This is a genomic window from Mesorhizobium sp. M7A.F.Ca.CA.002.15.2.1, from assembly GCF_003998715.1.
GTDB lineage: Bacteria > Pseudomonadota > Alphaproteobacteria > Rhizobiales > Rhizobiaceae > Mesorhizobium > Mesorhizobium ciceri.
The window spans coordinates 1-1,836 of the sequence record NZ_RZPI01000893.1; the positions used below are offsets into that span (position 1 = coordinate 1).

At 65.0% G+C, this 1,836-nt stretch carries 2 protein-coding genes; one reads left to right on the top strand and one right to left on the bottom strand.

Going from position 1 to position 1,836, the window contains the following annotated elements:
* The coding region (locus ENZ74_RS30790; RefSeq protein WP_164761349.1) for an FAD-binding oxidoreductase at window positions 1-832 on the bottom strand (832 nt) is incomplete at its 3' end.
* A gap of 245 nt (window positions 833-1,077) precedes the next feature.
* Here ENZ74_RS30790 and ENZ74_RS30795 point away from each other — a divergent pair.
* The coding region (locus ENZ74_RS30795) for an esterase-like activity of phytase family protein (protein ID WP_206522373.1) at window positions 1,078-1,836 on the top strand (759 nt) is incomplete at its 3' end.

A 1,836-nucleotide genomic window follows, 5' to 3' on the forward strand; every position in this document is an offset into this window, starting at 1 on the left:
CCATGTTCCAGTGCTTTGGGTTCTGCTCATAGACGCCAAGCAGCACACCCTTGCGCTCCTGCCGCAGGTATGAAAAGCCGTCGAGATCGACGGCGATGCCGATTTCCCTGTCAAGTGCTGCGATCTCCGGAATGTCATCGGTGATGAAATAGTGGTGCTCCATCGGCGTCACCGGCAGGTCGACGCCGGCCATGCGGCCGAGCTGCTTCGCCCACAGCCCGCCGGCATTGACGACATGCTCGGCGATGATGGTGCCCTGCTCGGTGATGACGTCCCAGCGCCCGTCGGCACGTGCTTTCAGCTCGACGACCCGGTTGCGCAAGATGATGTCGGCGCCGCGCTTCTTCGCAGCACCCGCATAGGCATGCGTGGTACCGTACGGGTCGAGATGGCCTTCGTTGGAATCATGCAGGCCGCCAAGAACACCGTTGACGTCGACGATCGGGCAGATCGCCTTGATCTCGTCGGGCGTGACCAGGCGCGCGGTCTCGATGCCGACCGACTGGAACACGGCCCAGGCTGATTTCAGCCACTCCCAGCGCGCGGGATCGCTGGCGATGTTGACGCCGCCCGTCATGTGCAGGCCGATATCCCAGCCGGATTCGGCCTCGATCTCCCGGTAGAGATTGATGGTGTAGTCCTGCAGCGCCGCCACGTTGGGATCGGCGTTGAGCGCATGGAAGCCTGCCGCCGCGTGCCAGGTCGAACCGGCCGTCAGTTCTGCGCGCTCGATCAGCGCCACATCGCTCCAGCCGAACCGCGTCAGGTGATAGAGCACCGAGGCTCCGACCACGCCACCTCCGATGACGACTGCGCGGTAGTGCGACTTCAAGGCTTCCCCTCCACGGTTGGTCCGAAGACTGGAGTATATATCCACTGGACATAAGTGTCCAGTGCCGGCGCGCGCGCATCGTTTTTCGTCGACCGCCGGCATGCACTGCGCGCTGTCACGCAAGCATCATGTTCGCGCCGTAGACCGCGTTTCGGGGAGGCTTGCGCAACATCATCGATGTCGTACCTCTTTCAGTTTTTCGTCCCCCGGCCGCTCCGGCACATCCGTCACAAAGAGGATTATCCATGAAGCACCTGTATCGACCCGCGTCGCTTGGCGTCGCGCTGGCCTTGTTCACCGCCTTGGCGCCGGCGCTCGCCGACAGCACCGCGACCGTCGGCGGCCTCGTCAACAAGGGGCTGGTCGGCGTCGGCCGCATCCCGGCCGCTCAGCGCGACAAGTTCGGCGAGACCTTCGGCTCGGGTTCCGGCATGGCGATCGACGCATCAGGCTGGACGCATGACACCGCCGGCTACAGGGGTTCGCTCTGGCTGTTGCCGGACCGTGGCTACAATGTCGTCGGCACCACCAACTACCGGCCGCGCCTCAACACGATCGCCATCGAATTTGCTCCGGTCGCACCGGGCGCGGCACCTGCTGCCGGCCAGGAGCAGACGGGCGTCAAGGCAACGCTCGCCGACACCATGCTTCTCACCGACGACAAGGGGGCTGATGCCACAGGCCTCGACCCACTCAACGGCGTGCGCGCGGCAAGCGGCGACATGCCGATCCTGCCGCAAGCCGACAATGGCAAGCTGGCGCTCGACAACGAGGCGATCGTGCGGCTGCCCGATGGTTCGATGTTCATCTCCGACGAATACGGCCCGAACATCTATCGGTTTTCCGCCGACGGGCATCTGCTGTCGGCAACCCAGCCACCGGCCGCCTTCGTGCCGATGCGCCACGGCACGCCGAACTTCGCCTCGGACAATCCGGGACCCGGTGCCGCCGAGCCCGATCCGAAGGACCCCGAGACCGGCCGCCAGAACAACCAGGGCCTGGAG